The organism is Streptomyces endophyticus (assembly GCF_035798155.1).
Classification (GTDB): Bacteria; Actinomycetota; Actinomycetes; order Streptomycetales; family Streptomycetaceae; genus Streptomyces; species Streptomyces endophyticus.
This window is the reverse complement of sequence record NZ_JAOZYC010000093.1, coordinates 277358-302091: the sequence shown is the minus strand read 5'-3', so window position 1 is coordinate 302091 and position 24734 is coordinate 277358. Positions and strand designations below refer to the sequence as shown.

Annotated in this window: 26 protein-coding genes; 12 read left to right on the top strand and 14 right to left on the bottom strand. The window is 72.6% G+C overall.

The window, feature by feature from the left end; all coding sequences use genetic code 11:
- Window positions 1–43 precede the first annotated feature (43 nt).
- Window positions 44–1405 carry an MFS transporter gene (locus OKJ99_RS12990; RefSeq protein ID WP_326016201.1) on the top strand — a complete coding sequence of 454 codons (1362 nt, stop codon included), beginning with the start codon at window positions 44–46 and terminating at the stop codon, window positions 1403–1405.
- A gap of 74 nt (window positions 1406–1479) precedes the next feature.
- On the opposite strand, the gene OKJ99_RS12985 is transcribed toward OKJ99_RS12990, so the two are convergent.
- Both OKJ99_RS12985 and OKJ99_RS12980 read right to left on the bottom strand, forming a co-directional pair.
- A complete protein-coding gene (locus OKJ99_RS12985; RefSeq protein ID WP_326016200.1) occupies window positions 1480–3030 on the bottom strand; it encodes a subtype B tannase in 1551 nt (516 codons plus the stop codon).
- 423 nt (window positions 3031–3453) lie between these two features.
- Window positions 3454–4044 (bottom strand): TetR family transcriptional regulator, encoded by a 591-nt coding sequence (locus tag OKJ99_RS12980; RefSeq protein ID WP_326016199.1) that lies wholly within the window; start codon window positions 4042–4044, stop codon window positions 3454–3456.
- Between the two features lie 131 nt (window positions 4045–4175).
- Here OKJ99_RS12980 and OKJ99_RS12975 point away from each other — a divergent pair, with 131 nt between their 5' ends.
- Both OKJ99_RS12975 and OKJ99_RS12970 read left to right on the top strand, forming a co-directional pair.
- Complete coding sequence (locus OKJ99_RS12975) at window positions 4176–4934, top strand: class I SAM-dependent methyltransferase (protein WP_326016244.1); 759 nt, start codon at window positions 4176–4178, stop codon at window positions 4932–4934.
- 164 nt (window positions 4935–5098) lie between these two features.
- Window positions 5099–5260 carry a hypothetical protein gene (locus tag OKJ99_RS12970; protein ID WP_326016198.1) on the top strand — a complete coding sequence of 54 codons (162 nt, stop codon included), beginning with the start codon at window positions 5099–5101 and terminating at the stop codon, window positions 5258–5260.
- 18 nt (window positions 5261–5278) lie between these two features.
- Here OKJ99_RS12970 and OKJ99_RS12965 read toward each other — a convergent pair whose 3' ends face one another.
- Both OKJ99_RS12965 and OKJ99_RS12960 read right to left on the bottom strand, forming a co-directional pair.
- Window positions 5279–6991 carry a hypothetical protein gene (locus OKJ99_RS12965; RefSeq protein WP_326016197.1) on the bottom strand — a complete coding sequence of 571 codons (1713 nt, stop codon included), beginning with the start codon at window positions 6989–6991 and terminating at the stop codon, window positions 5279–5281.
- 115 nt (window positions 6992–7106) lie between these two features.
- Window positions 7107–8312 (bottom strand): FAD-dependent oxidoreductase, encoded by a 1206-nt coding sequence (locus OKJ99_RS12960; RefSeq protein WP_326016196.1) that lies wholly within the window; start codon window positions 8310–8312, stop codon window positions 7107–7109.
- Between the two features lie 85 nt (window positions 8313–8397).
- Here OKJ99_RS12960 and OKJ99_RS12955 point away from each other — a divergent pair, with 85 nt between their 5' ends.
- Together OKJ99_RS12955 and OKJ99_RS12950 are read left to right on the top strand one after the other, a co-directional pair.
- Window positions 8398–9060: a TetR/AcrR family transcriptional regulator gene (locus OKJ99_RS12955; protein WP_326016195.1), complete on the top strand. Its 663-nt coding sequence runs from the start codon at window positions 8398–8400 to the stop codon at window positions 9058–9060.
- 52 nt (window positions 9061–9112) lie between these two features.
- Entirely contained in the window at window positions 9113–10111 is a 999-nt protein-coding gene (locus OKJ99_RS12950; RefSeq protein ID WP_326016194.1) for an NAD-dependent epimerase/dehydratase family protein, read from the top strand.
- 7 nt (window positions 10112–10118) lie between these two features.
- Here OKJ99_RS12950 and OKJ99_RS12945 read toward each other — a convergent pair whose 3' ends face one another.
- From OKJ99_RS12945 to OKJ99_RS12930, 4 genes are all read right to left on the bottom strand, one after another.
- The gene (locus OKJ99_RS12945; RefSeq protein ID WP_326016193.1) at window positions 10119–10505 is read right to left on the bottom strand and encodes an ankyrin repeat domain-containing protein; all 387 of its coding nucleotides are present in this window, start codon (window positions 10503–10505) and stop codon (window positions 10119–10121) included.
- Between the two features lie 3 nt (window positions 10506–10508).
- The gene (locus tag OKJ99_RS12940; RefSeq protein WP_326016192.1) at window positions 10509–11972 is read right to left on the bottom strand and encodes a catalase; all 1464 of its coding nucleotides are present in this window, start codon (window positions 11970–11972) and stop codon (window positions 10509–10511) included.
- A 103-nt stretch (window positions 11973–12075) separates the two neighbouring features.
- Window positions 12076–13191 (bottom strand): sensor histidine kinase, encoded by a 1116-nt coding sequence (locus OKJ99_RS12935; RefSeq protein ID WP_326016191.1) that lies wholly within the window; start codon window positions 13189–13191, stop codon window positions 12076–12078.
- A 2-nt stretch (window positions 13192–13193) separates the two neighbouring features.
- On the bottom strand, window positions 13194–13946 hold the full coding sequence (locus OKJ99_RS12930; protein ID WP_326016190.1) for a response regulator transcription factor: 753 nt from the start codon (window positions 13944–13946) through the stop codon (window positions 13194–13196).
- A gap of 123 nt (window positions 13947–14069) precedes the next feature.
- On the opposite strand from OKJ99_RS12930, the gene OKJ99_RS12925 reads away from it, so the two are divergent.
- From OKJ99_RS12925 to OKJ99_RS12915, 3 genes are read left to right on the top strand one after another with little or no spacing between them, the layout of a single operon-like run.
- The gene (locus OKJ99_RS12925; RefSeq protein WP_326016189.1) at window positions 14070–14762 is read left to right on the top strand and encodes a glycosyltransferase family 2 protein; all 693 of its coding nucleotides are present in this window, start codon (window positions 14070–14072) and stop codon (window positions 14760–14762) included.
- A complete protein-coding gene (locus OKJ99_RS12920; protein WP_326016188.1) occupies window positions 14759–15397 on the top strand; it encodes a TIGR04282 family arsenosugar biosynthesis glycosyltransferase in 639 nt (212 codons plus the stop codon). The genes OKJ99_RS12925 and OKJ99_RS12920 overlap by 4 nt, the downstream gene beginning before the upstream one ends.
- Entirely contained in the window at window positions 15373–16173 is an 801-nt protein-coding gene (locus tag OKJ99_RS12915) for a class I SAM-dependent methyltransferase (protein ID WP_407700679.1), read from the top strand. Before OKJ99_RS12920 ends, OKJ99_RS12915 begins: the two co-directional genes overlap by 25 nt.
- On the opposite strand, the gene OKJ99_RS12910 is transcribed toward OKJ99_RS12915, so the two are convergent.
- Both OKJ99_RS12910 and OKJ99_RS12905 read right to left on the bottom strand, forming a co-directional pair.
- Window positions 16071–16535, bottom strand: coding sequence for a hypothetical protein (locus tag OKJ99_RS12910; RefSeq protein WP_326016186.1), 465 nt, complete (start codon window positions 16533–16535; stop codon window positions 16071–16073). The genes OKJ99_RS12915 and OKJ99_RS12910 overlap by 103 nt on opposite strands.
- A 5-nt stretch (window positions 16536–16540) precedes the next feature.
- Window positions 16541–17764 (bottom strand): molybdopterin-dependent oxidoreductase, encoded by a 1224-nt coding sequence (locus tag OKJ99_RS12905; RefSeq protein WP_326016185.1) that lies wholly within the window; start codon window positions 17762–17764, stop codon window positions 16541–16543.
- 113 nt (window positions 17765–17877) lie between these two features.
- Between OKJ99_RS12905 and OKJ99_RS12900 the strand changes: the two genes are divergently transcribed.
- A complete protein-coding gene (locus tag OKJ99_RS12900; protein ID WP_326016184.1) occupies window positions 17878–19239 on the top strand; it encodes a hypothetical protein in 1362 nt (453 codons plus the stop codon).
- Between the two features lie 19 nt (window positions 19240–19258).
- Here OKJ99_RS12900 and OKJ99_RS12895 read toward each other — a convergent pair whose 3' ends face one another.
- The 3 genes from OKJ99_RS12895 to OKJ99_RS12885 form a co-directional block, all read right to left on the bottom strand.
- Complete coding sequence (locus tag OKJ99_RS12895) at window positions 19259–19939, bottom strand: phosphoribosyltransferase (protein WP_326016183.1); 681 nt, start codon at window positions 19937–19939, stop codon at window positions 19259–19261.
- A 34-nt stretch (window positions 19940–19973) separates the two neighbouring features.
- The gene (locus tag OKJ99_RS12890) at window positions 19974–20393 is read right to left on the bottom strand and encodes an SseB family protein (RefSeq protein ID WP_326016182.1); all 420 of its coding nucleotides are present in this window, start codon (window positions 20391–20393) and stop codon (window positions 19974–19976) included.
- 105 nt (window positions 20394–20498) lie between these two features.
- On the bottom strand, window positions 20499–20912 hold the full coding sequence (locus OKJ99_RS12885) for a GNAT family N-acetyltransferase (RefSeq protein WP_326016181.1): 414 nt from the start codon (window positions 20910–20912) through the stop codon (window positions 20499–20501).
- Between the two features lie 153 nt (window positions 20913–21065).
- On the opposite strand from OKJ99_RS12885, the gene OKJ99_RS12880 reads away from it, so the two are divergent.
- Entirely contained in the window at window positions 21066–21806 is a 741-nt protein-coding gene (locus OKJ99_RS12880) for a response regulator transcription factor (RefSeq protein ID WP_326016180.1), read from the top strand.
- On the opposite strand, the gene OKJ99_RS12875 is transcribed toward OKJ99_RS12880, so the two are convergent.
- On the bottom strand, window positions 21776–22477 hold the full coding sequence (locus OKJ99_RS12875) for a TetR/AcrR family transcriptional regulator (RefSeq protein WP_326016179.1): 702 nt from the start codon (window positions 22475–22477) through the stop codon (window positions 21776–21778). The two genes, OKJ99_RS12880 and OKJ99_RS12875, sit on opposite strands and share 31 nt — an antisense overlap.
- 191 nt (window positions 22478–22668) lie before the next feature.
- Here OKJ99_RS12875 and OKJ99_RS12870 point away from each other — a divergent pair, with 191 nt between their 5' ends.
- Together OKJ99_RS12870 and OKJ99_RS12865 are read left to right on the top strand one after the other, a co-directional pair.
- Complete coding sequence (locus OKJ99_RS12870; protein WP_326016178.1) at window positions 22669–23139, top strand: ATP-binding protein; 471 nt, start codon at window positions 22669–22671, stop codon at window positions 23137–23139.
- A gap of 167 nt (window positions 23140–23306) precedes the next feature.
- On the top strand, window positions 23307–24632 hold the full coding sequence (locus tag OKJ99_RS12865; protein ID WP_326016177.1) for a hypothetical protein: 1326 nt from the start codon (window positions 23307–23309) through the stop codon (window positions 24630–24632).
- Window positions 24633–24734: the final 102 nt, after the last annotated feature.

Genomic DNA, 24734 nt, shown 5'->3' with positions numbered 1-24734 from the left:
CTTACCGGGCCGCCACCGGACCGCCCGGACGAGAGGAACAACGATGTCCTCGCGTTACCGCTCCGCCCTGCCCAAAAACGCCGCCTCCTCCGCCGCCGCGGACCCCTCCCGCCGCAGCCGCGCCATCGTCATCGCCCTGTGCTGGGCGCTGGTGTTCATCGACGGCATCGACACGTTCATCTACGGCTCCGCACTGCCGCACATGCTCGGGTCGAAGGCGCTCGGCCTGACCGACGCCACCGCGGGTGACATCGGCAGCTACACCACCTTCGGCATGCTGGTCGGAACGATCCTGTCCGGCACCGTCAGCAATTGGGTGGGCCGCCGCAAGACCGTCTTCACCTCGGTCGTCGTCTTCACCATCGCCACCGTCGGCTGCGGACTCGCCCAGAGCGCCGGGGTCTTCGGCTTCTTCCGCCTGGTGTGCGGCTTCGGCCTCGGCGCGCTGCTGCCGATCGCCATCTCGTACGGCATGGAGTTCACCACCGGCGCCCGCAAGGCGCTCGCGACCGGTGTCATCATGACCGCCCACCAGACCGGCGGCGCCGTCGCCCCGCTGCTCGCGCTGTGGCTGATCGACGACTTCGGCTGGCGCTCCGCCTTCCTCGTCGGCGCGATACCCGCGCTGATCTTCCTGCCGCTGGCCCTGAAGCTGCTGCCCGAGTCGCCGACCAACCTGCTCACCCGCGGCCGCACGGCGGACGCGCAGGGACTGGCCGGCACGTACGGTCTCGTACTGCCGGAGCCCAAGGGGCACGCCGCCGACAAGCTGGAGAGCATCAAGGCCCTGTTCCGCGGCCGCCAGTGGCTGACGACCCTGTGCTTCTGGCTGACGTCGTTCGCCGGCCTGCTGCTCGTCTACGGGGTCGGCCAGTGGCTGCCGAAGATCATGGGCGACCTCGGCTACGACACCGGTGACTCGCTGCTCTTCTCGACGTTCCTCAACGTCGGCGGCATCGTCGGCATGCTGGTCGCGGGCCGCCTCGCCGACCTCGTCGGCCCGCGCCGCATCGTCATCATCTGGTTCGCGCTGACCGCGGTCTTCGTCTACCTCATGGGCGTACACATGTCGGTGGGCGTGCTGTACGGCGTCGTCTTCCTCGCCGGGCTGCTCCTGTTCAGCGGCCAGACCATGGTGTACGCGACGGTCGGCTCCCACCACATCGAGGAGGACCGGCCCACGGCGCTCAGCTGGGTCTCCGGCATGGGCCGCTTCGGCGCCGTCTTCGGCCCGTGGATGGGCGGCCAACTGCTCGCCGCCGGCCATGCGGACCTGGGCTTCTCGATGTTCGCCGTGGCCGCCGTGTTCGGCGCCGTGATGATGGCGCTGGCCGCGCTCACCATCAGGGCCGGGCTGAACCGGAGGAGCGGGGACCGGAACGGCGCGCCGGTGATGGCCGGTTGACCCCTGCCCGCGAGCCGCTGTGGCCCGGCCCCTCCGAAGGGGCCGGGCCACAGCGGCTCGCGGGTTTCGCGCTTCTACTCCTTCTTGTAGCCCGTCACCTCGGCGATCCAGGCGATGAAGTCCGCGGGATCGGTGTTGGCCCCGTGCCCCTCGTCCCAGTAGTAGAGGTGGTCGACCTCGTCACCGAGCCCGGCCGCACTCGCCGCGATATTGGCGGAGACGGTCAGCGAGGTGTCGCTGTCCTTGGTGCCGAGCCGGATCCACCAGTGCTTGGAGCGGCCCGGATTCCGCCGTGCGAGGTGGTACATCGGGTTCATCAGGTCGAGCTTCTCGGGGATGTCGGATGCCACGCGCCTGCTGTCCAGGCCGCTCGTGTCGTGCCGCGCGCCGTACGCGGTGAAGTGCCGTGCCCCGGTGGTCCCCGCGCCGAACTCGTTGTTCTCGGGCGAGGACAGGTCGAACGGATCGAAGGCGGGCGCGTCCTTCTTGCGCGCGCCCACGTGCGTGAGGAAGTCCTCCCACGTGAACGTGGCCCGCCCGCCCTGCCACGCGATGAACGTGTTGTCGGCGAGGTACGCGGCGCGGTCGCCGTCCGAAAGCCCCTTCAAGTAGCGGGTGGCAGAAGGCTGCAGATAGTGCGTCAGCAGATAGTCGTCGTAGTTCCGGGCCGTCAGCGTTCCGTGACCGTCGATCCTGTGCAGCCTCAACGAGGCCTGGTACTCGGCGAATTGGGCGCGCAGCTGCTTCGATGTCGTCTGGTCGACCTGCTCGCCGTTGCTCTGCTTGTTGGCTCCCCAGTTCCACTCGTACGCGCCGTCGGAGTGTTCGAGGTCGGCTATCGGGCACCAGGCGCCGGTCGCGAAGATCGCGTCGGAGGCGTCCGCGGCGCCGAGCTTTGCCAGGTACGTGGCGTAGATCCGGCTGTCGCCGGAGGCGCCGAGCAGGGAGGACAGGGCGCCGCCCGCGCTGGTGCCAGCGGACACGATGCGGTCGGTGTTGCCGGGGATGCGGCCCTTGTTGGCGCGGACGTAGCGCACGGCGGCCTTCAGGTCGACGATCGCGGCGGGCGCGGTGCCGTAGTACGCACCGTCGTCGTCCTTGAGGGTGCGGCCACGCGCTCCCGGTTCCACGACGACGTATCCGGCGGCGAGGGCGAGCAGCTGGTTGGAGGTGAGCGCACCGCCACCGCCTCCAGGCGCGCCGCCGCCACCGCCGGGCATGCCGCCCCCGCCGATGCCGTCCGCGTCCGCGACGGAGGACGGCATATAGCCCCCGACGGAGTTGGCGAACAGGATGGGTGCGCCCGAGGCATCGATCGCCTTCCCGCCGATCGCGACCGGCACGCTGACGTTGAGGCTCTGGTACGTCTCGTCGACCGGCTTCGCGACATAGGTGATCGCCTTCCAGAAGCGGTACTTCACCTCCTTGTCGCCGTCATCGGTGGTGACGGTCGTGGTCAGCTCCGTGTACGCGTCCGGGTCGAACGCGAGGGCGTCCGAAGGCTCGTCGGGCGCGGTTCCGGCCGACGCCTGTGCCGACAGCGTGAGACCGCCGACGGCCGCCGCGCCCGCGGCTGCCCCGATCCCGATCACGACGTTTCTGCGCTTGATGGCCCTGTGCTTCAACTCGTGGCTCCCCTATGGCTCCTGGGGCGGGGGAGTCCCGCCCCGAGCCCTACGCCACCAAGCGTCAACGTAACTGTCAACAATATCGGCGACATTCTCAGGTGGTGCTCAGGTAAGCGGGGTGCTCAGGTACGCACGGGCGGTGCTCCGGCACGAGAAGGGGCGGCGGTCACGTGGAACACACCCGCACAGTGTTGTGACCGCCGCCGGGACACGGCCGCGCTGTCGCTCGGGCGCGGCGGCGTCCACCGGGGTCAACTCCCGTGCCCCGTGTGAGTGACGGCCGCGCGGACCGTCCCCCTCGGACGGCTGTCCGGTCGAGCGGATGTGCCCACGGGGGCGGGGTGTGGCGGTCTTGTGGGGTCGGTGCGTCTCGCGGGAAAGGATCGACTCCTGGGGCGAGGACGCCGGCGCCTGACGACCCTAGCGGGGCAGCGCCCCCGCGACGGCCGACGTGACGACCCGGCGGACGTCCGCCTCCCCGGGCGGGCCGTCCTCCCGGTTCGCGTACAGCAGGTGGCCCGAGCCGATGAGGGTGAGGCCCAGGGAGTCGATGTCGGCGTCGGGTGCCAACCGGCCTGCCCGCCGCTCCGCTTCGAGGTACGAGCGGAGCATGGCGGTGGCGTCCGCCAGGACCGTGACGCCGGGGCGCCCGGCCGCCCGCAGTCGCGCGCGCAGGCCGTCGCGGAAGGTGAGGAGCCCGACCATGGCGACGACGACCGGAGTGAACAGGTCGGTCAGTGCGTCGGTGAGGAGGTCGACGACGGTGCGGGTGCCGGCGGACGCGACGAGCGTGGCGGCCCGTTCCTCCATGCGGCCCGCGCGGTCGATGACGAGGTCGGCCAGGAAGGCGTCGAAGTCGGCGAAGTGGCGGTGCAGCACGCCCTTGGCGCAGCCCGCCTCCGTGGTGACCGCCCGGCTGGTGAGCGCGGCGGCCCCGTCCCGCATGAGGACGCGTTCGGCCGCGTCGAAGAGCTGCTCGCGCACATCGCGTATGGCCACACCGGTCGGCACCTGCACTTCTCCTTCGTTCGACTCGGGCCACAGTAGAAGAGTGGGCGCCCGCCCACTATGGTGGGCGCATGCCCACTCGTGACGTGAAGCCCTCAGAGGCCGCTGCGAACCAACCGCACAAGGCCCGCGCCATGGCCGAGTCCTTCGGCGCCGACCCCGACCGCTACGACCGCACCCGGCCCCGCTACCCCGATGCCCTGGTCGCCCGGATCACCGCCGCCGCGCCCGGCCCCGACGTCCTCGACGTCGGCTGCGGCACCGGCATCGCGTCCCGCCAGTTCCAGGCGGCGGGCAGCACCGTCCTCGGCGTCGACGTCGACGCGCGCATGGCGGAGTACGCCCGCGGCCACGGACTCGACGTGGAGATCGGCAAGTTCGAGACCTGGGACGCGGCGGGCCGCACCTTCGACGCGGTCGTCGCGGGACAGACCTGGCACTGGGTCGACCCGGTCGCCGGAGCCACGAAGGCGGCCGAGGTGCTGCGCCCCGGCGGCCGCCTCGCCCTCTTCTGGAACGTCTTCCGCCCCGGCCCCGACCTCGCGGCCGCCTTCGCCGCCGCCCACCGCGAGGCCCTGCCCGACGCGCCGCGCAACCCGTGGGCCCGCCCCACCCTCGACGCGTACGGCCCGATCTTCGCGAAGGTCGCCGACGGGCTGCGCGACACCGCCCTGTTCGGCGAGCCCGAGGAGTGGCACTTCGACTGGGAGGCCACGTACACCCGCGACGCATGGCTGGAACAGCTGCGCACCAGCGGTGAGGCGGGAACGTACCGGCCGGAGCAGTTGGCGGACCTGCTGGCGCGCACGGGCGCCGCGATCGACGCGATGGGCGGTGAGTTCACCCTGCCGTACACGGCGGTCGTGGTCACCGCGGAGCGTGCCAGAGTCTGACACGGGGCGGTGGAGCGGCCCGGTGGAGCCCGATTGTCAGTGGCGGGTGCTTCTCTGGACGTGGACGGAAAGGGGAAGCAGCAGCGATGAGTCAGGAAGCTCGGGGTTGGCAGCCCGGTAGGGACCTGTGTGTCCGGCGGCATCCGGACACACAGGTGGAGTGCGTGCTGCCCGACACGCACTATCCGCGCCCGCACCACGCGCTGGACGGGACGACGTGGCACGACGGGCTGTGCGGGGCCTGTCACGGGACGGGGGAGCGTGAGGGGGAGGTGTGCGGTGATTGCCGTGGCGGCGGGTTCTCGCTGCTGGAGGAACAGGAGTGAGCGAGGTAGCGGGGGAGTTCAGGAAGGGGGTCGGGCCTGGCCTGAGCAGCAGTCGTCCTCCTCGGGGTTCGCCGTGTCCAGGCGGCAGTAGCACGACGAGCGGATCGGGACGTCCGCCACCGCGAGCGCCGTCGTCAGCTGCGGGGCGATGATCCGGGCCTCCGCGTCGCGGCCGAGCCGGAGCAGGCACTCGTGGTAGCCGTGCAGCGCCCAGACGTTGTTGGGGTGGTGCAGGGAGCGGGGGAGGGTGTCGTCCAGGCCCAGGTCGGCGGCGTAGACGGCGGCGGCCTCCGCGACCCTGCCCTGCTCCAGGAGCAGCGCCCCGTACGCGTGCCGGGTCGGCTGCATCCAGCCCCACGGCTCGTCGTAGGGGAGCGTGTCGTCGAGGTGGATGGCCCGGCGAAGGTCGGCGAAGGCCCGGTCGAAGTCGCCGGTCCGGTAGGCGAGTTCGCCGTCGAGCATCGCGGCGGCGATGGCGAGGAGGTCGAGGCAGGTGTTGTTGAAGAGGGTGCGGGTCTGTGGCACCCGTTCGACGGCCGCCGTGAAGCGCGCGCGTTCGGCCGCCGCCTCCCGCGTGCGGCCCGTCGCGGCGAGGGCGACGCCCCTGCCGTAGTGGATCATCGCCGTCGTCACGCAGTACAACTCCCGGTCGTGGGGCAGCGGCAGAGCGATGAGGTCCTGCCAGCGGCCGAAGCGGACCAGGGCGTGCACCCGCATGCCCAGGAAGCCCTCCAGCCAGTCGGCCATCGGCGGGGACTCGACGCGCAGCAGCTCCTCGGAGGCCGTCGCTTCGAGCCGGTCCACGGAGTCGAACGCCACCTCCGCCCGGCCCGCGAACATCGCGGCGTAGAGCCGGAAGTGGACGTTGTGGCAGCGGTAGAGCGTGTAGAAGTTCATCGCGCCGCCGCGGGCCAGGGCTCGCTCGTCCGCCTCGATGGCGCGGGTGTTGGCTGCGATGGTGCGCCGGTAGTCGCCGCACAGCACGTCGATGTGCGAGGGCATGTGGTGCAGATGGCCCGCGTCGGGCACCAGGCCGCGGAGCCGGTCGGCGACGGGCAGCGCCTGTTCGGGCGTCGGCGACATCTCCATGAGGTGGATGTACAGGTGCAGCAGGCCGGGGTGGTCGCGGCCGTCGGGCCGTGCCAGCGCGCGTTCGAGCGCCTCCCGGGCCTCGACGGTGCGGGCGCCTTCGGCGGGGCGGCCGGTGGGCGGGTCCCACAGCTGCCAGGGCGTGAGGTTCATCAGGGCGTCGGCGTACAGCGTCGCGACATCCGGGTCGTCCCGGTGGTTCGCGTAGACCTTGCCCATGGCCTGCGCGTACTCCTCGTTCCACACCGACTGGTCGGGCGCGGGGCCGGCCGACGGATAGCGGGACCCGAGGGCGTCGATCAGCGCCTGCTCGGCCGGTGTCGCGCGGGCGGCGGCGAGCGCGGCCCGCTGGACGGCGTGGTGCGTGCGCTCGACGGTCGACGTCAGATCGCGCTCGTCGAACGCCTCCCAGGGCTTGTTGTAGTTCGGCCCCAGGGCGTAGGCGAGACCCCAGTGGGCCATGGCGCACTGCTCGTCGGCCTCGATGGCCCGCTCGAAGCAGGCCGCCGCCTCCTCGTGGTGGAAGCCGTACACCCACAACAGGCCGCGGTCGAACCACAGTTGGGCCTCGGGCGAGCCGGTGGTGATCTCGCGGTGGAAGGATCCCAGGTCGTAGTAGTCGTCATATCCGTCGTCGTTCACGGGCGCCACCTTCGACGAGTGTGCGGGTCCGGCACATTGTCCCGTCAGGGTGCGCGCCGCACCATGGGCGGCGGGGGAGGGGCATCGCCTGCGCCTTTCGGTGGGCTTCGTCGGGTCAGGTCCGCGCGGCGTCGTACGCCGTCTCCGTCTCACGGGCACCGGTGAAGAAGTCGACGAGCGAGTACGGCGCGCGGTCGCCGAGGCACAGGTCCAAGATTTCACGCGCGTCCTCGTAGAAGCCGGAGGTTCGGGCGAACATCGCCGCCTCGTAGGCCGCGAGGGCCGCCTCGACGTCACCGGGGTGCGCGGCGATCGCCCTGCCGAGCTCGGCGCCGTCGAACATGGCCAGATTGGCGCCGTCGCCGGACGGCGGCATCAGGTGCGCGGCGTCGCCCAGGAGGGTCACGCCCGGCACGCGGTCCCAGCGGTGTCCGTCGGGCAGCGTGTGGATCATGCGCGCGACCGGCGCGGACTCGCCGTCGGTGATCAGCGCCGTCAGCTCCGGGGCCCAGCCCTCGAACTCGGCCGCGATACGGGCCTTCGCCGCGTCGGCGTCCGCGAAGTCGATGTCGGCGAACCAGGCGGCGGGGCGCGTCAGTTGGACGTACGTGTGGATGATCCCGCCGGCCTCGCGGTGCGCGTTGATCCCCTTGCCGGGGGAGGGGGCGAGCAGGGCGCCGGTGCTGACCGCCCCGGCGGCCGCCGCGTGCCGCTCGTCCACGTCGTACAGGTACGTCTCGACGAACGTCGTGCCGGTGTAGGCGGGCGTGGCGTCCGAGACGAGGGGGCGGACCTTCGACCAGGCGCCGTCGGCGCCGACGAGGAGGCCGGTGGTGGCGGTGGAACCGTCGGCGAAGGCCAGCTCGTGACGGCCGTCGCCGAGCGGGCGGACGCCGGTGATCTTGTGCCCCCACCGGACCGTGCCCTCGGGCAGCGAGTCGAGCAGGATCCGGCGCAGGTCGCCGCGGAGCACCTCAGGGCGCCTCGCGCTGCCGTCGTCGGGCTCGTCGAGCAGCACCTCTCCGTGCTGGTCGAGCACGCGCAGCGCCTCGGCGCCCTCGTGGATGATCGCGCGGAACTCCTCGGTGAGCCCGGCCGCCGCGAGCGCCGCCTGCCCGTCGGCCTCGTGCATGTCGAGCTGGCCGCCCTGGGCGCGGGAGTCCGGCGAGGGGTCGGCTTCGTAGACCGTCGCGGGGATGCCGTGGACGTGCAGGACGCGGGCGAGGACGAGGCCGCCGAGGCCCGCGCCGACGATCGTGATCGGTGCGGTCGTGTTCGTGTTCGTAGCTGTCGTCGCAGTCGTAGTCGTAGTCGTGTTCATGATCTTGCTCCGTTTCGGTGAGAGTCTGGAACGTTGTTCCAGTAACAGTTTGGAACACCGTTCCAGTCGTGTCAAAATGGGACGCATGGCGACCAGGGCACAGCGCACCGACGCGCTCTCCAAAGAGCGGATCGTCGACGCGGCGATCGAGATCCTCGACACCGAGGGCGAGAAGGGGCTGACCTTCCGCACGCTCGCGGCGCGTCTCGCGACCGGCGCCGGAGCGATCTACTGGCACGTCGCGAACAAGGACGAACTGCTCGCGGCGGCCACGGACGGCGTCGTCACGCGTGTCGTGGCGGACGTGGCCCGCGGAGAGAATCCGCGGGACGGGATCCGGATCCTGGCGCTCGGCGTCTTCGACGCGATCGACGCGCATCCGTGGGTGGGGACCCAGCTCTCCCGCGAGCCGTGGGGGGCCGCACTGCTGCAGATCTTCGAGGGCCTGGGAGGCCGACTCCAGGAACTGGGCGTTCCGCGGGCCCAGCAGTTCAACTCCGCCTCCGCGCTGCTGAATTACGTACTCGGGGCCGCCGCCCAGAACGCCGCGAACGCCCGCCTCGTGCTCCCGGGCGCGACCGACCGCTCGGATTTCCTCGGCGGGATCGCCGCACGGTGGACGGAACTCGACGCCGCGCGCTACCCGTTCCTGCGGCAGGCGGCGGCGGAACTGCCCGAGCACGACGACCGCGAACAGTTCCTCGCGGGGATCGACCTCATCCTGAGCGGGTGTCTTACGGAGTCATGACGCGTCGGCCCGTTGCCGTGGTGTGCGGGGCCGGGGGATCTAGCGTGGCGGCATGCGAGTACTGGTCACCGGCGGTGCCGGGTTCATCGGGTCCCATGTCGTCGAGGCGCTGACCGCGCGCGGCCACGAGCCCGTCGTGTTCGACGTACGGGCGGACCCCGGCGCCGATGTGCGCGACCCCGACGCGGTCACCCGCGCCCTGGCCGGCGCCGACGCCGTGTGCCACCAGGCCGCGAGGGTCGGGCTCGGCAACGGGGTCGCCGACGCCGCCGAGTACGTCTCGCGCAACGACCTCGGCACCGCTGTGCTGCTCGCCGCCATGGCCGACGCCGGTGTGCCGCGGCTCGTGCTCGCCGGGTCGATGGTCGTCTACGGGGAGGGGCGCTACGCCTGCCCGCGGCACGGCGTCGTACGGCCAGGGCCGCGCGCCGCCGCCGACCTGGACGCGGGGCGGTTCGAGCCCAGGTGTCCCGACTGCGGCGCCGAGTTGGCGCCCGGCCTCGTGGGCGAGGACGCCCCCGTCGACCCGCGCAACGTGTACGCGGCGACCAAGCTCGCGCAGGAACACCTGGCCGCCGCCTGGGCGCGGGCGAGCGGTGGGACGGCGGTCTCGCTGCGCTACCACAACGTGTACGGGCCCCGGATGCCCCGCGACACCCCGTACGCCGGTGTCGCCTCCTTCTTCCGCTCCGCGCTCGCCCGCGGCGAGGCACCCCGCGTCTTCGAGGACGGCCGCCAGCGCCGCGACTTCGTGCACGTACGGGACGTGGCCGAGGCCAACGTGGTGGCGCTGGAGGCCGACGCCGAGCCGGGCGCGCTGCGCGCCTACAACACCGGCAGCGGGACGCCGCACACCGTCGGCGAGATGGCGGCGGCGCTCGCGGCGGCGTACGGCGGGCCCGAGCCGGTCGTGACGGGGGAGTACCGGCTCGGCGACGTCCGGCACATCACCGCGGACTCGGCGCGGCTCCGTGCCGAGCTCGGATGGAAGCCCGAGGTGCAATTCGACGACGGGGTACGGGAGTTCGCGCACGCCGCGATGGAACGGTGAGCCCTGGTCAGCCGGTCAGCAGGTGCTCGCGCCCGAACATCGTCGCCGCGGCGCGCGCGGTCGGGGTGCCGGCGTCGAGGTCCGCACCGGCTGCGAGCAGGACCGCGACCACGTCGTCCGCGCCCTTGAACAGGGCCCCGGCGACGGGCGACTGGTCGCGGGCGTTGCGCAGGTCAGGGTCGGCGCCGAGCTGGAGCAGGGCGCGCACCGTGCCGGCGTGGCCGTGGTACGCGGCCAGCATCAGCAGGCTGTTCGCCTGCGGGTCCGTCACGTCGACCGGCAGCCCGTGCTCCACGAACTCCACGAGCTCCGCCGTGCTGCCCTCGCGCGCCAGGTCCAGCGCGAGGGCGATGACCCGCTCCGTCTGCTCGGGCGTCAGTGCGGCACTGTGCACGGCTCAGAGCTCGCCCGCGGCCAGGGCCTCGATCGCCTTGCGGACACCCTCGCCGTAGGCCGGGTCGGCCTGCGTGCAGTTGGCGATGTGCCGCTCGACGGTCGCCCGCGACGCGCCGTTGATCGCGCGCGCCGTGTTCGCGAACAGCACCTGCTGCTGCTCGGCGCTCATCAGCCGGAACAGATTGCCGGGCTGCTCGAAGTAGTTGTCGTCGTCCTCGCGGAAGTTGAACCGGTCGGCGACGGCGCCCACGGCCTGGCTCGGCTCGCGGTAGGCGGGCTGTTCCCGCCAGCGGCCGTACGAGTTGGGCTCGATGCCGGGCGTGGCCCCCTGGTTGCCGTCGACGCGCATGGCGCCGTCGCGGTGGTAGGAGTTCACCGGGTTCTTCGGCGCGTTGACCGGGATCTGGTGGTGGTTCACACCGAGCCGGTAGCGCTGCGCGTCACCGTAGGAGAACAGCCGGCCCTGCAGCATCTTGTCGGGCGAGAAGCTGATGCCCGGCACCACGTTGGCCGGGGTGAAGGCGGCCTGTTCCACGTCCGCGAAGTAGTTGTCGGGGTTGTGGTTGAGCTCCCACTCGCCGACCTCGATCAGCGGGTAGTCCTTCTTCGACCAGACCTTGGTGAGGTCGAAGGGGTGGAAGCGGTAGCTGTCCGCGTCGGCCTCCGGCATGACCTGGACGTACAGCTTCCACTTCGGGAAGTCGCCGTTCTCGATCGAGTCGAAGAGGTCGCGCTGGTGCGACTCGCGGTCCTTGCCGACCAGGGCCTCGGCCTCGGCGTCGGTGAGGTTCTTGATGCCCTGCTGGGTGCGGTGGTGGAACTTCACCCAGAACCGCTCGCCCTGGTCGTTGATCAGGCTGTACGTGTGCGAGCCGAAGCCGTGCATGTGCCGGTACGAGGCGGGGATGCCGCGCTCCGACATCACGATGGTGACCTGGTGCAGGGCCTCGGGGAGGTTGGTCCAGAAGTCCCAGTTGTTCTCGGGGTCGCGCAGGTTCGTGCGCGGGTCGCGCTTCACCGCGTGGTTCAGGTCGGGGAACTTCAGCGGGTCGCGGAAGAAGAACACCGGGGTGTTGTTGCCGACCAGGTCCCAGTTGCCCTCGTCCGTATAGAACTTCAGGGCGAAACCGCGGATGTCGCGCTCGGCGTCGGCCGCGCCGCGCTCACCGGCGACCGTGGAGAACCGGGCGAACATGTCGGTCTGCTTGCCGACCTCGGAGAAGATCTTGGCGTTCGTGTACCGCGTGATGTCGTGCGTGACCGTGAAGGTGCCGAACGCGCCGGAGCCCTTGGCGTGCATGCGGCGCTCGGGGATGACCTCGCGGTCGAAGTGGGCGAGCTTCTCCAGGAACCACACGTCCTGCAGCAGCATCGGGCCGCGCGGCCCGGCGGTCACGGAGTTCTGGTTGTCGGTAACCGGCGCTCCGGCGACCGTGGTCAGCGGCTTCTGGTTGTTCTCGGGCAAGGCTGGCTCCTTCGGCCTGGTGCCGGGGCGCGCTCCTGGGAGCGACCCAGAGTGCTTCAGATCGTGTACAGATCCTAACTTGGACTAAGTCCAAGTCAAGTATCTATCCAGGAGTGGTGCTCGGCAGCGTGACCTCGAAGCGGCAGCCGCCGGGAATGTTGCGGACCGTGGCCCGGCCCGCGTGCGCCTCCACGATGCCGCGCACGATCGCGAGCCCCAGGCCCGCGCCCGCCGGGGGAGTACGTGCGTGGGTGCCGCGCCAGCCGGTGTCGAAGACGCGCGGCAGGTCCTCCTCGGGAATGCCGCCGCAGGCGTCCGAGACCGACACCACCACACCCTCCGGCGAACGGTGCGCGGCGACCGCGACCGTGCCGTCCGCCGGGGTCCGCCGGATCGCGTTGACGAGGAGGTTGCCCAGGACCCGGCTCATCTCCTTGCCGTCGACCTCCACAGGCACCGGCTCCACCCGCTCGCCGACGAGCCGCACCCCGTGCTCGCGCGCCAGTGGGTCCGCGCCCGCCAGCGCGTCGCTGACCAGGTCGTACAGCGACATGCGGGCCGGGGCCAGCGGCAGCGCGCCCGCGTGGATGCGGGACAGCTCGAAGAGGTCGCCCACCATGTCGTTGAGCCGCTCGACGTCCGTACGCATCTGGCGCAGATAGCGGTCCGGGTCGGCGGCGACGCCGTCCTCCAGCGCCTCCGTCATGGCGCGCAGGCCCGCGAGCGGGGTGCGCAGATCGTGCGAGATCCAGGCGACCAGCTCGCGCCGCGAGGTCTCCAGGGCGCGCTCGCGCTCCCGGGAGGCGGCGAGCTTGGCGCTGGTCGCCGCCAGCTCCCGGCTGAGCTCCTCCAGTTCGGCGGTGGCCGGCGCGTCGGGCGCGGCGAAGTCGCCGCCGTCACCGAACGAGCGCGCGGCGACGGCCAGTTCACGGCTGCGGGCCACCACCCAGCGGCCCAGGACGAGCGCGGTCGCCAGCGAGACGGCCGCCGCCATCGCCACCACCAGCGTCACCACGGTCAGGTCGTGCGGGGAGAGGAACATCGCCCACGCCACGGCGAGCGTGCCCGCCAGCATCGCGACGACGCCGACGGTGGCGACCACGGCGATCGAGGCGGTGAGCGAGCGCCGCCGCAGCAGCCGCAGCGCGCCCGCCCCGGCGAGACCCGTGGCGGCGGCGCCCGCGAAGGCGTACAGGGCGATGAGGAGGATGTCGCGCACGGTCAGGCCCCCTGCTCGGCGGGCTCGGAGCGCGGGGCGGGTTCGAAGCGGTAGCCCACGCCCCACACCGTCTGGATCAGGCGCGGGCGCGCCGGATCGTCCTCGACCTTGCCGCGCAGGCGGCGGATGTGGACCGTGACCGTCGACAGATCGCCGAACTCCCAGCCCCACACCTCACGCATCAGGTCCTCCCGGCCGTACGCCCGCCCCGGATGGCGCAGGAAGAAGGCCAGGAGGTCGAACTCGCGCAGGGTGAGGGCGAGTTCGTTGCCGTCCCGCGTGACGCGGCGCGCCGCCGGGTCGACCGTGAGGCCCGCCGCGCGCAGCGGGCCCTGCCGTGCGGTGGCGGGGCGGGCGCGGCGCAGCACCGACTCCACGCGCAGCACCAGCTCGCGCGGGCTGAACGGCTTCGTCACGTAGTCGTCCGCGCCGACCTCCAGGCCCAGGATCCGGTCGTCCTCGTCGCCGCGCGCGGTGAGCATGATGACCGGGACGGGGCCGCGTTCACGCATTCGGCGGCACACTTCCAGGCCGTCCATGCCGGGCAGCATCAGGTCGAGCACCACCAGGTCGGGCCGGTGCGCGGCGGCGCGCGCGAGGGCCGAGGGGCCGTCGTCGGCGCGGTCCACGCGGTAGCCGGCGCGGTCCAGGTAACCCGCCACCACCTCGGCGACGGTCGGATCGTCGTCGACGACCAGGACGCGGGCCGCTCCGCTGTCGGTGGTCGGCCCCGTGGGCTCGTATGGCTGCTGCATGCCACCAGCCTCGCACCGCGCCGGGCCTGCGAGGTCTCCCGGCAGGGGCCGAGCGGCCGACGTCCGTGTTTCGTAAGGATCTCGCACCCGAAATGTCGGAATCGGGCTCGTAGGGTGAGACCCGTGACAAGCCCACCCACCACCGTCGACGTGGTTCTTCCCTGCCTCAACGAGGCCGAGGCGCTGCCCTGGGTCCTCGACCGGATCCCGCCGCACTGGCGCGCCCTCGTCGTCGACAACGGCTCCACCGACGGCTCCGCCGGGATCGCCCGCTCGCTGGGTGCCCAGGTCGTGCGCGAGGAACGGCGCGGATTCGGCGCCGCCTGCCACGCCGGGCTCACCGCGTCCGACGCCGACATCGTGTGCTTCTGCGACTGCGACGCCTCCCTCGACCCGAGCCTGCTCGTCCCCTTCGTGCACGAAGTGCTCGACGGCGGCGCCGACTTGGTACTCGGCCGCCGCCGCCCGACGACGCGCGGCGCCTGGCCCGCGCACGCCCGCGCCGGCAACCTCGCGCTCGCCCGCATGCTGCGCCGCAGGACCGGCCTGCGCCTGCACGACCTCGGGCCGCTGCGCGCCGCCCGCCGCGAGGCGCTGCTCGGGCTCGACCTCACCGACCGGCGCAGCGGCTATCCGCTGCAGATGGTGGTGCGCGCCGCCGACGCGGGCTGGCGGATCGCCGAGCACGACGTGCCGTACCTGCCGCGCACCGGCGCCTCCAAGGTGACCGGCACCTGGCGCGGCACCTGGCAGGCGGTGCGCGACATGAGCCGGGTGCTGGGCGAGGCGCCCGAACGGGCGGGGAGCGCACGGTGAGCACACGCCGCCAACCGCCGGTCGACCTCTTGGTCATCGCCAAGGAGCCGCGCCCCGGCCGGGTCAAGACCCGTCTCACCCCGCCGTTCACACCCCAGGAGGCGGCGGAGCTCGCCGAGGCCGCGCTCGCCGACACCCTCGAAGCGGTCGCCCAGGCCCCGGCCGCCCGCCGCGTCCTCGTCCTCGACGGCGCGCCCGGCCCCTGGCTGCCGCCCGGCTTCGAGGTCGTGCCGCAGTGCGCGGGAGGCCTCGACGAGCGCCTCGCGGCCGCCTTCGCCGGGTGCACCGGTCCCGCGCTGCTCATCGGCATGGACACCCCGCAGATCAGCGCCGACCTGCTCACCGTCGACTTCGCCGGATGCGACGCCTGGTTCGGCCCGGCCCTCGACGGCGGCTTCTGGGCCCTCGGCCTCGCCGACCCCGATCCCGCGCTGCTGCGCGGCGTGCCCATGTCGGTGCCGCACACCGGCGCCGTCCAGCGCGCCCGCCTCGTCGAGGCGGGACTGCGGGTGCGTGACCTGCCGCCGCTGCGCGACGTGGACACCGCCGAGGACGCCGCGGCCGTGGCCGCCGAGGCGCCGCACGGCCGGTTCGCCGCGCGCCTGGCGCGATGTACGACGGGGGTGCACCAGTGAGAGCACCCATAGGCCCCTCGGTGAGCGCGCCGCCACCTGCCGCCTGGGCGGGCGCCGATCCGTACTCCGCCGCCCTGCGCACCGGCCGCGGCCCCCTCTTCCTGCGCCGCACCGACGGCTGGCTGCTGCCACTGGAGGTCGAACGCTGGTGCGCGCGGGCCGACGCCGTCGACCGGCAGGTGCTCGACCGCTGCGAGGGCGCCGTGCTCGACGTCGGCTGCGGGCCCGGACGGCTCGTCGCGGAACTCGCCACGCGCGGTCGCACCGCGCTCGGCGTCGACGTCAGCGACGCCGCCGTCGCCCACAGCCGGGGCCTCGGCGGCCAGGCACTGTGCCGCTCGGTGTTCGACCCGCTGCCCGGCGAGGGCCGCTGGGACACCGTGCTGCTGATGGACGGCAACATCGGCATCGGAGGCGAACCGCACACCCTGCTCACCCGCGTCGCCCAACTCCTCGCCCCTGGCGGCCTGTTGATGGCCGAGGCGGCGCCCGTCGACGTGGACGAACGCGCCAGCGTCCAGGTCACCGACTCACCAGGGAGGGCCGAACCGACGGAACCGACGGGGCAGGCGGGACACCCGGGGCAGTCCGGAGGTCACCCCTTCCCGTGGGCCCGGCTCGGTACCCCCGCCCTGCTCCGGTACGCCGCCGGGGCCGGTCTGCGCCCCGTCGATCAGTGGTCCGTGGGCGGGCGCTGTTTCGCCGCGCTGCGCACCCGCACGCCGAGCAGCAGCGCGGAACCCGCGAACAGTGCGGCCGTGACCAGCAGCCAGTGACCCAGGTACACATCGGCGGAGCGGCCGGTCGCCGACCGGTAGCGCTCGTCCACCGCCCCGCTGATCAGCGGGAACCAGACGAGCAGCAGCAGCCCCGACAGGGCGGCGGGAACCCGCACGTACCCCACCCACTCCCGCCGCCCGGCCGCCGCGAACCCGCGCACGAGCAGCCGGTCCACCCCCGCGTACAGCGGCACCAGCACCAGATCGTGCACAAGGGCGGCCCCCACGAACCACAGGGCCACCCCGAACCAGTCGTCCGCCAGCAGCCGCACCCCCGCGTACCCGGCGAGCGCGAACGAGCAGAGCAGCAACAGCAGTTGAAGCGGGCTGCCCACAGGGATGCGGCGCAAGAGCGACATCGCGGTCACACCTTTCCGAAGGTGAGCCGGGCGACCCACTTGGTGTTGAGCACGCCCGGCGCGGCGGGCACGATCACGCGCGCCGGGTAGCCGTGGTCGGGGGAGAGGGCCTCCCCATTGACGTACAGGGCGAGCAGCGAGCGCGGATCGGCGACCTGATTCGCGCGCAGCGCGGCGTGCCGGAAGGCGCCGCGTCGTTGCAGCGACTCGACGAGCACATCCGGCGGATCGACGTCGTAGCCCACGAGCGCCGCCAGATCGCGCAGCCGCACACCGCGCCACGACTGGTCGGACGTCGACCAGCCCTCGACGCAGGCGATGGGCAACGCCGAGCTGTACAGGGGGAGTTGGGCGAGTTCAGTGCGGCCGAGGCGGACCGTGCGGCCGGAGCGCCCGACCACGACGAGGCGCCACGCGTCCTCGGCCGTCTCCGCGTGGTCGATCCCCGCGTAGGCGGCGGTCTTGTTGATCTGGAAGCCGTTCGGGCCCTGGGCCGGGTCGGCGCCGCCGTGCGGGGCGAGCAGCGCGGTGCGGCGCAGCGGGCCGTCGAAGCTCTGCCCCGCCGTCGTGGCGAACAACAGCAGGGAGCCGCCCCCGACGAACCACAGCGCACCCCGCCGCGACACCGTCGGCGGTTCCGGTCGCGGAGCCACCAACTCGCCCTCCTCGCGCGCCTTTCGCACATTGCGCACCGCCGCCGGGACCTTCAGCACCGCGTGCGCCACGAAAGCGGCGAAGAACACCCACGCCCCGTAGAAGTGCAGCGGATAGAACGAGCCGGGAAAGAGATAGTCGAGCTGCACGTTCAACACCCCCGTGACGAACTCGAAGAGCCCGCCGCCGACCAGGAGCAACAGCGAGACACGTTCGAGCGCGTGCGTCAGCGAACGGGCCGGTGGCAGCGCGAACAGCTTCGGCACGACCGACCACAGCTTCGCCAGCAGTACGGGGATCAGCGTGACGCCGAGCGTGACATGCACGCCCTGCGTGAGCCGGTACAGCCAGTGCGGGCCCGTCGGCCAGGCGAACAGGTAGAGGCCGAGGACCCCCTTGTCCGGGGTCTTGTCGTTGAGCGGTGACAGGCCCGGGTTGTACGCCGCGTAGGAGACGAGGCCCGTCACGAACAGCACGGTGATGCCGACGAGCAGCACGAGGCCCAGCACGGAGGTGAACCAGGGGCCGCGCAGCGGGCTGCGCCAGAAGGAGGGCGAGGCGGGGGTGGTGCGCATGGCTCGACCGTAGGCCGCGCGGGCCGCCCATCGGGGTGCGCGACTCATGACGAAACGCTGACATCAGGGCCGGTCGGCGCAGTGCGGGACGCCTCTCGGCCTAGCGTTCCGGTGTGACCCCCCGCACGAACCCCCGCACCGAACCGCGCGGCACGCGCCGCGACCTGTACGCCGCCGCGGCCGCGCTGCTCCTCGTGCTGATCGCCGTGCTCGTCGGCCGCCACATCGAGGACACCCACGGCACCCTGCACGTCGGCGCGCCCCCGCTGTACGGAAGGTGGCTCCCGCACCTCGGCATCGGCACGCCCGCAGCCCTCGCAGTGGCCGCCGCCGTCGTCGCATACGGGCCCGCCCTCGCGACGCGGCTGCGCTGGCGCGCGCTGCTCGCCACGGCCTGGGCCACGGCCACCGCCTGGATCCTCTCCCTCGCCCTGATCGACGGATGGCACCGCGGCATCGAGCGACGGCTCACCACCAAGTACGAGTATCTGCGGGTCATCGACCGCTTCCACGACATCCCGGCGACCCTGCGCGACTACACACGGCACATCCTCATCGACTCACCCGACCACTGGCCCGCCCACACGGCCGGACACCCGCCCGCCGCCCCGCTCACCTTCGTCCTCCTCGACCGGATCGGGCTCGGCGGCGGGGGATGGGCAGGGCTGTGGTGTGTCACCGTCGGCGCGACGGCGTGCGTGGCCGTGCTCGTCGCCGTGCGCGCGCTCGCCGGGGAGGAACTGGCGCGCCGAGCCGCCCCGTTCCTGGTCGTCGTGCCGGGCGCGGTGTGGATGGGTGTGTCGGCCGACGCCTACTTCGCCGCCGTCGCCGCGTGGGCGGTGGCCCTCCTCGCGCTCGCGGTGAGCGGGCGCTCGGTCCGGTGGGCGGCGGGGGCCGGGCTGCTGTTCGGGCTGACCTGCTACCTCTCGTACGGGCTCACGCTGTTCGCGCTGATCGGACTCGCGGTCCTCTTCCTCGGGCGGGGCAAGGTGCGGGAGCGGCCGGTGGCGCTCGCGGTGCTGTTCTGCGCCGGGCTGGCGGTCGTGCCGGGCGCGTTCACGCTCGCCGGGTTCAACTGGTGGGAGGCGTACGACCTGTTGACCACCCGCTACTACCAGGGCGCCGGAGGCATCCGGCCGTACGGCTACTGGGTGTGGGCCAATCTCGCGTGCACCGTCCTCGTCGTCGGCGTGGCGACGGTGGCCGGCCTGCGGCGCGGGGGCGGGCAGTTGATCCGGCCGGACGACACGGACAGCGGCGGGGCGCGGCTCGCGCTCCTCGCGGGGGCAGCCCTCCTCGCCCTGCTCGCCGCCGACCTGTCCGGCATGAGCAAGGCGGAGACCGAACGCATCTGGCTGCCGTTCGCGATGTGGCTCGTCCCCGCCTGCGCTTTCCTCCCCCGGGCGAGGCCGTGGCTCGCCGCGCAGGTGGCGCTAGCCCTGCTCGTGAACCATCTGGTGCTCACCGGATGGTGAGGCGGGGGCCCGGTGCGGGTCAGCCGCGTCCGCTCTTCTCGTGGCGCTCCTCCTGGGCGCGGAACGCGTTCAGCACGTCCAGCACCTCCGCGTCCAAGACCTGCGGGAAGCGGTCGTAGCTCTCGCTCACGGCGTGGAAGTCCGGCGGCTGTTCGGGGCAGATCACGTCGCCCGTGTGCGCCCGCAGGTCCGCCACGGTCTGCGGGCTGCCGACGGGCGCCGCGAGGGCGAGGCGGGCCGCGCCCCGGCGACGTAGCGACACGAGGGCCGCGGTGGCGGTGAGGCCGGTGGCGAGCCCGTCGTCGACCAGGATCACCGTCCGGTTCTCGACCGGTGGCGCGGGGCGACCGGTGCGGTACAGGCGGGTGCGGCGGTGCAGTTCGCTCCGGGCCTCGGCGACGTCGCGGCCGAGCTTCTCCTCGCTCAGGCCCAGGAGTTCGAGGGCCACCCGGTCGAACAGCGGGGGCTCCTCCCCGACGATGGCGCCGATCGCGGTCTCGCGACGGCCCGGAATACCGATCTTGCGGGCGACCAGGACGTCGAGGGGCGCGTGCAGCGCGTGCGCGACGGGCGCCGCCACGGGGACGCCGCCGCGTGGCAGCGCGAGCACGACCGGGTCGACGAGGTCACTGGAGTCGGCCCACTCCAGCATCCGCAGCGCGAGCTCCTCGCCGGCGTGCGTACGGTCACGGAAGGGCACGGGGCCTCCTCTGTGGTGGGACGGAAGGTCCGGCTCAGGACCGGTGGCCGAGCAACTCCCGTACGCCCTGCCCGTTGAGCGTCAGGGCGTCCGGCGAACCCGCGTCGATCGTCATCGACAGTTCCGTCGGCCAGCGCTCGGCGAGCGCGCCCAGCGGTACCGGCGTGCAGCGCGAGATGAACGGCAGCAGTTCCGACATGCGCAGCTCGGACGTGAACAACGGGACCAGCTGCTCGCCTCCGGGCTGTTCGATGACCGGCAGGGACAGCGCGGAAGAGGCCGAGTCCTGGTCCTCGCCCGTCTCGTCGGGCACGGGCACGAGGACCTCGCACTCGGCGAGGGTGTCGAGCGCGCCCTGGTCCTCTGTGTTCAGGCTGAGGACGCTGAGCGCCTGCTGCGCGGGGGAGGCGCCGTTCTGCGGGGTTGCGTTCTGCGGTGTCGCGTTCGAATCCATGATCAATTCGCCTCTGGTGGATGGACGGGGGCGCCCCGCGTACCCATGGGGCGACGGTCCATGCAAGAGGGATCGGCGGTCTGCGCGGACGCGGCGGCGACCGGCTCAGGCCGCCGCCCGTCTCGCCCAGGCCCGGCCCCACCGCCCCATCATGTGCGGGCACAGCGGCCGTCCGTGCAGCAGCTCCACACCCTCCGTGGCGCCCGTGGCGACGAAGAAGCGGCGGCCCATGGACGACTGGAGCGTGGTCGTCCAGCGAAAGCCGTCACCGACGGCGATCGCGCCGCGCAGCAACTCGTGCCCTATCCCCTCGCGGCGCCACGACTCGTCGACCCAGATCGCCTGAATCCGCCCGACCGCGCAGTCCTCGCACAGCCGGAACCGGACCTCGGCGATCTGCCTGCCGGCCTGGGTGCGGGCGGTGATCCGCCACTGGCCGTCGGCGCCGGGGCGCTGTTCGGCGAGCATCACCACGGTTCCGTCACCGGTCGTGAACAGCCCGCCCGTCCTCCTACGCATGCGGGCCTCCTGCGGGCGTGCTGTGTCGGAGTTGTGCCCGCGCATCCTTTCACGCGGTGGGGCCGTGGTGACAGGGGTGTGCGGGGGTGGCCCGGGGTGCGGCCGTGCGCCGGTCCGGCCGCTCCTCCCCGGTGTTCTGCATAGACTGAATTCGTGCATTCCTCCGATAACGGAAGATTCCGCAGGGCTCTCCTGGGCTGTGGCGACAGCATCCCGGCCGAACGGGCGGCCACGCTGTGCAAGGAAATCCTCGGCCTGGACGCCGTGACGGCCGTGACCGCCGCCGAGCTCGTCGAGCGGGCCGCGGATGCCGCCCCCGACCTGGTGATCAGCGTGACCGAGCTGCCGGACGGCAGCGCGATCGACGTGGTGCGGGAGCTGCGCGGCGGCGGTGACACCGTGCCCGTCGTCCTGCTCACCCGGCACACCGAGTCCAACCGGCGCGTGGCCGCGTTCGCGGCGGGCGCGGACGACTACATCGTCGTGCCGGCCGACGCCACCGAGATCCAGATGCGCATCAGGGCGCTGATCCGGCGCTGCGTCTGGGAACGCGAGGCCGCCGTGCCGAAGGCGGAGGAGCCGCCCGAGGCCGGCGGCGTACACGTCGGCGACATCGCGCTGGTCGCGGAGACCCGCACCGTCACCCGCAACGGAACCGCCGTGGAGATGACCCCCACCGAGTACGGGCTGCTCGAATTCCTCATGGCCCACCCCCGGCAGGTGCTGTCGCGGCAGCAGATCCTCGCCGCGGTCTGGGGCCCGCACCACCAGGGCAGGGACGCCGTCGACACCTACATCCGGTACCTGCGCCGCAAGCTCGACCCGCTGGGCCCGGCCGCGATCCACACCAAGCGCGGGTACGGCTACGTGTTCGACCCCGAACGCGAGGCCTGACCCGCGTCGTCGTCCGCCGCCGCGGCAGGCCCGTCGACCCCCGTGCTCATCCGCTCAAGGAGCGCGACGAACCGCTCGTCGAGATCCCGCACCCCGATGCCGAACTCCTTGGCCAGCGACGAACGCGTCAGTACGTAGCCGTAGTTGACCGACTGAAGGAAGGCGTGCAGCGCGACGGGGTCCACGTCGCCCGCCACGTATCCGCTGTCGATGTCGGTGCGCAGCCGCTCCTGGGTGCGTTCGCGCAGCGGCATCGCCCTCAGCTTGGTGTCGCCGTCGAGCATCAGCAGCATCAGCAGCCGGACCGAGGACGCCAGCCGCACACAGCCGCGCACCGAGCGGGCCACCCGGTCACCGAAGCGCCGCGGCCCCTCCTCGACGAGGAGCCGCTCCCGCCGCTCCGCCGCCGTGCGCTGGAGGGCCGCGCGCAGCAGGTCACGGCGGGAGCCGAAGTAGTGGTAGACGAGGCCTCGGTTCACCCCGGCACGGTCGGCGACCTCGCGCAGGTTCAGGCCCGCCAGGACGCCGTCGCGCTCGATCAGTTCGAGGGCGGCGTGCTCCAGGAGCCTGCTCGTGGCCTCGCTGTCCATGGCGGCCTTCTTGACGGTCTTCTTGACGGCTTTCTCGCGGGGCGCCGCCGCGCCCGTCGTGCCGTTGCCGCTGTCCGCCAAGTCCGCCTCCCGTGACCGCCCCGCCACTCCACTGAGCTGCGCACACCGTACGCGACGCGGGTCGGGGGCACCCTCCCGGCGAACTCCCACAGAACTCCCGGCGATCACGCGCCGGATCCAAGCCGCATTCCCGGCGGCTCCGAATGTCATGGAAGGAGGCCACTCCCACGTACCGATCCGGAGGAACCGTCATGTATGTCTACCGTGCGAACGGGCCGAGCGAGCAGAGCACCTCGGTCAGTGGGCAGGAGCTGCCCGAATACGCGGAGCGCTCCCGCCCGTTGCTGACCTGGAACCAGTCCGTCGAGCTCGCCGCCGCCCACGCCCGCGAGCGGGTGCGGCAGGCGCTCGACGCGTACGCCGTCGCCCCGCACGCAGTCGACGCGGCCGTCCTCGTCGCCAGCGAACTCGTCGCCAACGCCTGCGAACACGCCCGCGGCCCCTACCAGTTGCGCCTCACCGTCAGCCGCACCCTGGGCGTCGAGGTCCTCGACCGTGGCCCCGGACTGCCCGCCGCGGTCCTGCGCCGTGCCCCGGTCGCGCCGGGCTCGGCCGAGCGGGGGCGCGGACTGCTGCTCGTGGACCGGCTCGCCGGCGGGACGTGGGGCAGCCGCTCGGTCGCGGGCGGACACTGCGTATGGGCCGAGATCTCGACGGGCTGAACTTCGGTACGAGGGCCTGACCTTGCATAGATCATTGACGGAACGCTAAACGCTGCCTAGATTCGCGCCATCGTCGGCCCGACCGTCCGGCGGTCCACATGACGTGATTTGGGAGCGCCATGCGATTGAGATTCCTGCTGAGACTGCCCGGACGCCGGAGGCACAGGATGCTGCTCGCCGCCGCGGCGGCCTGCCTGCTGCCCGCGGCCGTCCTCGCCCCGCTCGGCTCCGCCGCGGCCGAGCGCCGCGTACCCGCCACCGCGGACAGCCCCTCGTCCTGCTTCTGGACGGGCCCCTTCACCCCCGACCAGGACAAGTTCAACTTCGCGTACCTCGACACGGGCGCCCTGTACTGGTCGAGCCACTACACGCTCCCCAAGGGCGCGAAGCTGACCCTCGACGGCGCCTACGCGCACGCCCGCTACCAGTCGCTCAACTCCTACGAGCCCACCACGGCCACCCCGCTGACCGCCCTCAACGACCAGCAGATCAAGCCCGATCCGGGCTCGCGCAACCCGTTCCTGGCGGGGGCCAAGCGCACCTTCCCCAAGCGCTCCTGGACGGTCCAGGTCGACCCGGGAACGCCGCCGAAGGACCCGGCGGACCAGCGGCCCAACACCCTGTACGCGGGCAAGCCCGGCAGCAGCGCCCAGTCGCTGGTCTACCGCGTGTACGTGCCCGACCGCGGCCGCGACGCGAGCGGCGGCGTCGGCCTGCCCGAGCCGGAGCTCACCCTGGCCGACGGCACGAGGCTCACCGGTTCGAAGGTGTGCGACGCCCTGGAACCCGGCGAGCAGGGCGGCCCGCGCGTCCAGCCGATCGACGAGTACAACGCGCTGCGCGAACAGCCCGGCAAACCGGTCGGCTTCCCGGCCTCCGACCCGGTCCGCTGGCACGCCTCGTACACCACGCAATGGCTGCGCGACTGCACGTACCACGACCGGTGCACGCCCGCCCCGCCGCGCTCCGTGGGCCAGTACTCCAACCTCGACAACGCCTACGTCTCCGCCCGCCTCAGCCGCGACCTCGGCCCGGTCACCGTCCTGCACGGCAGACTCCCCACCACCCCGGCCACGCACGACGGCGACAAGCGGATGGGCTCCGGGCAGCTGCGCTACTGGTCCATGTGCTCGTACGAGGCGTGGAGCACCCGCGTCGAGGGGAAGCGGAGCTGCCTGTACGACGAGCAGCTGCACCCCGACAAGGACGGCTACTACACGGTCGTCGTGAGCCGGCCCGAGGACCGGCCGCGCAATGCCACGGCCGCGTGCGGCGTCGACTGGATCGCGTGGCCCGAGAAGGGCGACGGCGCCGGGCACGTGAACGACGGCTACGTGCTGATGCGCAACATGCTCCCGGCGAAGGGCTTCACGCACGTTCCGCAGAACACGAGGACCGGAGACGACGAGAAGCGGGTGATGGGTCCGTATCTGCCCGAGGGCAGCCACACCGGCACGGCCGCCTTCGAGAAGCGGGGGTGCTCGGCGGCGTGAGCCCCCGGTCCGCCGGGAGACGCCGTACGCGATTCCCGGCGGACTCCCGGGTGCCGCCGGGACATCTCCCACAGTGGTCCCGGATTGCCCCGCTTTGATGGA

Coding starts and splice junctions, on each gene's coding strand:
- OKJ99_RS12990 (WP_326016201.1), top strand. CDS start 44: ATGTCCTCGCGTTACCGCTCCGCCCTGCCCAAAAACGCCGCCTCCTCC.
- OKJ99_RS12975 (WP_326016244.1), top strand. CDS start 4,176: ATGGCCGAGTCCTTCGGCGCCGACCCCGACCGCTACGACCGCACCCGG.
- OKJ99_RS12960 (WP_326016196.1), bottom strand. CDS start 8,312: ATGAACACGACTACGACTACGACTGCGACGACAGCTACGAACACGAAC.
- OKJ99_RS12955 (WP_326016195.1), top strand. CDS start 8,398: ATGGCGACCAGGGCACAGCGCACCGACGCGCTCTCCAAAGAGCGGATC.
- OKJ99_RS12950 (WP_326016194.1), top strand. CDS start 9,113: ATGCGAGTACTGGTCACCGGCGGTGCCGGGTTCATCGGGTCCCATGTC.
- OKJ99_RS12930 (WP_326016190.1), bottom strand. CDS start 13,946: ATGCAGCAGCCATACGAGCCCACGGGGCCGACCACCGACAGCGGAGCG.
- OKJ99_RS12915 (WP_407700679.1), top strand. CDS start 15,373: ATGTACGACGGGGGTGCACCAGTGAGAGCACCCATAGGCCCCTCGGTG.
- OKJ99_RS12910 (WP_326016186.1), bottom strand. CDS start 16,535: ATGTCGCTCTTGCGCCGCATCCCTGTGGGCAGCCCGCTTCAACTGCTG.
- OKJ99_RS12905 (WP_326016185.1), bottom strand. CDS start 17,764: ATGCGCACCACCCCCGCCTCGCCCTCCTTCTGGCGCAGCCCGCTGCGC.
- OKJ99_RS12890 (WP_326016182.1), bottom strand. CDS start 20,393: ATGGATTCGAACGCGACACCGCAGAACGCAACCCCGCAGAACGGCGCC.
- OKJ99_RS12885 (WP_326016181.1), bottom strand. CDS start 20,912: ATGCGTAGGAGGACGGGCGGGCTGTTCACGACCGGTGACGGAACCGTG.
- OKJ99_RS12870 (WP_326016178.1), top strand. CDS start 22,669: ATGTATGTCTACCGTGCGAACGGGCCGAGCGAGCAGAGCACCTCGGTC.
- OKJ99_RS12865 (WP_326016177.1), top strand. CDS start 23,307: ATGCTGCTCGCCGCCGCGGCGGCCTGCCTGCTGCCCGCGGCCGTCCTC.